This is a genomic window from Actinophytocola sp., assembly GCF_045807065.1.
In the GTDB taxonomy this organism is placed as follows: domain Bacteria; phylum Actinomycetota; class Actinomycetes; order Mycobacteriales; family Pseudonocardiaceae; genus Actinophytocola.
Map to the genome: position 1 here is coordinate 1 of NZ_JBJMIE010000466.1, position 4524 is coordinate 4524.

At 75.5% G+C, this 4524-nt stretch carries 1 protein-coding gene; it reads left to right on the top strand.

What is annotated here, in order from left to right; all coding sequences use genetic code 11:
- The coding region (locus ACJ73U_RS27340) for an SDR family NAD(P)-dependent oxidoreductase (protein WP_407780588.1) at positions 1-4524 on the top strand (4524 nt) is incomplete at both ends.

Sequence of the window (4524 nt, forward strand, 5' to 3'; positions counted from 1 at the left end):
GGTGGTGACCGAGGGCGCGGACGTCTACACCGGCTTTCCCGCCGACCGCGGCTGGGACCTCGACGGCCTCTACCACCCGGACCCCGACAACCCCGGCACGACCTACGTCCGGGAGGGCGCCTTCCTGCACGAGGCGGCGGGGTTCGACGCCGCGTTCTTCGGCATCTCGCCGCGTGAGGCCCTGGCGATGGACCCCCAGCAGCGGCAGCTGCTCGAGGTGTCCTGGGAGGCCATCGAACGCGCCGGCATCGACCCGCACGCCATGCGTGGCACGGACGTCGGCGTGTTCGCCGGGATCGTGCACCAGGACTACGCACCCGACCTGTCCGGGTTCGAGGACTTCATGAGCCTCGAACGCGCGCTGGGGACCGCGGGCGGTGTCGCGTCGGGCCGGGTCGCCTACACCCTCGGGCTCGAAGGTCCCGCGGTGACCGTCGACACCATGTGCTCGTCCTCGCTGGTGGCCCTGCACCTCGCCGCCCAGGCGCTGCGGCGGGGTGAGTGCTCGATGGCGCTCGCGGGCGGCTCGACGGTGATGGCCACGCCGGGCGGGTTCGTGGGCTTCGCGCGCCAGCGGGCACTCGCCTTCGACGGCCGCTGCAAGTCCTACGCCGCGTGCGCCGACGGCTCCGGCTGGGCCGAGGGCGTCGGGGTGCTGCTGCTGGAACGGCTCTCGGTGGCGCAGGAGCGCGGGCACCAGGTGCTGGCGGTGATCCGCGGCAGCGCGGTGAACTCCGACGGCGCCTCCAACGGGCTGACCGCGCCGAACGGTCCCGCGCAGCAGCGGGTGATCACCAGGGCGCTGGCCAGTGCCGGGCTGTCCCCGTCCGATGTGGACGCGGTCGACGGGCACGGCACGGGCACCGTGCTCGGTGACCCGATCGAGGCGCAGGCCCTGCTCGCCACCTACGGACAGGGCCGGGACCCGGAACAACCGCTGTGGCTCGGCTCCGTCAAGTCCGTCATCGGGCACACGCAGGCGGCGTCCGGCGTGGCCGGCGTGATCAAGATGGTGCAGGCGCTGCGCCACGGGGTGCTGCCGGCGACCCTGCACGTGGACGCGCCGACGCCCCAGGTCGACTGGTCCACCGGCGCGGTCGAACTGCTGCGGGAGAACCGGAGCTGGTCGCGGAACGGGCACCCGCGCCGGGCCGGGGTGTCCTCCTTCGGCGCCAGCGGGACGAACGCGCACCTGATCCTGGAGGAGGCACCCGAGGAACGGGCCGACTCGCCGGTGAGCGGGGCGAGCCGGTTCGACACCGTTGCGCTGGTGGTGTCGGCGGCCACGGCCGAGTCCCTCGCGGGACAGGGGGAGCGCCTGGCCGCGTTCCTGGCGGCCAACCCCGACGTGCCGCTCGCGGACGTGGCGGGGACGTTGGCGACCGGCCGGGCCGTGCTGGACCACCGCGCCGTGGTCGTCGCCGCTGCCGCCGAGGAGGCGGTGGCCGGGCTGGACGCGCTGGCGCGGGGCGAGACCGCGGCCGGCCTGCTGACCGGGTCCGACCGGCCGGGAACCGCGCCGGGCAAGATCGTGTGGGTGTTCCCGGGCCAGGGCACGCAGTGGGTCGGCATGGGCCGGGAGCTGCTGGACGCCTCGCCCGTGTTCGCCGCGCGGATCGCCGAGTGCGCGACCGCGCTGGAGCGGTGGGTCGACTGGTCGCTGACGGACGTGCTGCGTGGCGAGACCGACCCGGAGCTGATGGCGCGGGTCGACGTGCTGCAGCCCGCGTGCTTCGCCGTGATGGTGGGCCTCGCCGCGGTGTGGTCCTCGGTCGGGGTGGTGCCCGACGCGGTCGTCGGCCACTCGCAGGGCGAGATCGCGGCGGCCTGCGTCACGGGCGCGCTGTCCCTCGAGGACGCCGCCCGCGTGGTCGCGTTGCGCAGCCAGGCGATCGCCGACCACCTGTCCGGGCGGGGCGGCATGGCCTCGGTCGCGCTGGCGGCGGAGGAGGCGGTCGCGCGCCTCGAGCCGTGGGCGGACCGGGTCGAGGTGGCGGTCGTCAACGGGCCCGCGTCCGTCGTGGTCGCCGGGGACGCCGAGGCACTCGACGAGGTCCTCGAGGTCCTCGACGAGCAGGGTGTCCGCGTCCGGCGGATCGCCGTGGACTACGCCTCGCACACCCGGCACGTCGAGGACATCCGCGACACGCTCGCCGACGCGCTGGCCGGCATCGACGCGCGGGCGCCGGAGATCCCGTTCCACTCCACGGTCACCGGTGACTGGATCCAGGACGCCGGGGTCGTCGACGGCGGCTACTGGTACCGGAACCTGCGTGGCCAGGTCCGGTTCGGCCCGGCCGTCGCGGACCTGCTCGAGCAGGGGCACGCCACCTTCGTGGAGATCAGCGCCCACCCCGTGCTGGTGCAGCCGATCAGCGAGATCGTCGACGACGCGGTGGTCGTCGGGTCGCTGCGGCGCGACGACGGTGGGCCACGGCGCCTGCTGACCTCGATGGCCGAGCTGTTCGTGCGCGGTGTCGGCGTCGACTGGGCCGCGACGCTGCCGCCCGTGTCCGGGCCCGTGGACCTGCCGACCTACGCCTTCGACCACCAGCACTACTGGCTGCGGCTCGGCGAGTCGGCCACCGACGCCGCCTCGCTGGGCCTGACCGGGGCCGATCACCCGCTGCTGGGTGCGGTCGTGCCACTGCCGCAGTTCGACGGGCTCGTGTTCACCTCGCGGCTGTCACTGCGGACCCACCCCTGGCTCGCCGGTCACGCGATCGGCGGTGTCGTGCTCATCCCCGGCACCGTCTACGTCGACCTCGCGGTGCGGGCGGGTGACGAGTTCGGCTTCGGCGTGCTGGAAGAGCTCGTGATCGAGGCGCCGCTGGTGCTGCCGGCGCAGGGCGGGGTGCGGCTGCAGGTCGCGGTGGGTGGACCGGGGGAGACCGGTTCGCGCACCGTGGACGTGTACTCCCTGCGCGAGGACGGCGACGACGGCGCGTGGACCAGGCACGCCACCGGGTCGCTGGCCGAGACGCCGGGCGCCACCGGCACCGGGTTCGACTTCACCGCCTGGCCGCCCGCGGGTGCGCGGCCGGTCGAGATCGTCGACTTCTACCCCGACCTGGTCGAGCGCGGCTACGCCTACGGTTCCGCGTTCCAGGGCCTGCGGGCGGTGTGGCGGCGCGGCGACGGCGCCGACGCCGAGGTCTTCGCCGAGGTCGCCCTGCCCGACGAACACCGGGAGGACGCGGGCAGTTTCGGCATCCACCCGGCGCTGCTGGACGCCGCGCTCCACACGAACGCCTTCGTCGACCCGGACGACGACCGCAGGGTGCTGCCGTTCGCGTGGAACGGTCTGCGACTGCACGCCGTCGGCGCCTCGGCGCTGCGGGTGCGGGTCGCGCCGTGCGGGCCGGACGCGCTGTCGTTCCAGGCCGCCGACGAGACCGGCGCCCCGGTGGTGACCATGGACTCGCTGGTGTCGCTGCCGGTGTCGGCCGAACAGCTCGAGACGGCCGCGGAGGAGACCCGCGACGCCCTGTTCCGCGTGGAGTGGACCGAACTGCCCCCGGCCCGGCAGGCGGACGTGCCGTCGTGGACCGCGATCGACACGGCGGAGGACGTGGCGGTGCTGGCGCGGCACGCGCCCGCGGTGGCGGTCCTGCGTGCCGTCGGCGGCGGGGACACGCCCCTGGCGGTGACCTCCCGCGTGCTCGACGTCCTGCAGGCCTGGCTGACCAGCGCCGAGTTGGTGAGCACGCGGCTCGTGGTGGCGACCCGCGGCGCGACACCCGCCGGTGACGGCGCGGTGGCCGACCCCGCGGGTGCCGCGGTGTGGGGTCTGGTCCGTGCCGCGCAGGCCGAGAACCCGGACCGGATCGTCCTGCTGGACCTCGACCCCGCGGGCGCCGACGACGTGGCGCCGGCGCTGGGCCCGGCCATGGCCAGCCGCGAGCCGCAGCTCGCGGTGCGCGGCACCACCCTGTCCGCGCCCCGCCTCGCCCGTGCCGCCGCCCCGGTCCCGGACGCGTCCGCGGTGCGCGGTCTCGACGGGACGGTCCTCGTCACCGGTGGCACCGGCTCGCTGGGTGGCGTGGTCGCCCGGCACCTCGTCACCCGGCACGGGGTGCGCGAGCTCGTGCTGGCCAGCCGGCGCGGTCCCGACGCCGACGGCGTGGCGGACCTGGTCGCCGAGCTCGCCGAGCAGGGCGCGACCGCGACGGTGGTGGCCTGCGACGTGTCCGACCGCGAGCAGGTGGCGGCGCTGCTGGCCGAGCACCCCCCGACCGGTGTCGTGCACCTGGCGGGCGTCCTGGACGACGGCGTGATCGCGGCGCAGTCCCCGGAGCGGCTGGCGGGCGTGTTCGGTCCGAAGGTCGACGCGGTGCGCCACCTCGACGAGCTGACCCGCGGACTCGACCTCGGCGCGTTCGTCGTGTTCTCGTCGGCCGCCGCGCTCATCGGCTCGGCGGGCCAGGGCAACTACGCGGCCGCCAACGCGTACCTGGACGGGTTGATGGCGCACCGCCGCGCGGCGGGCCTGCCCGGCGTGTCGCTGGCGTGGGGGCTCTGGAC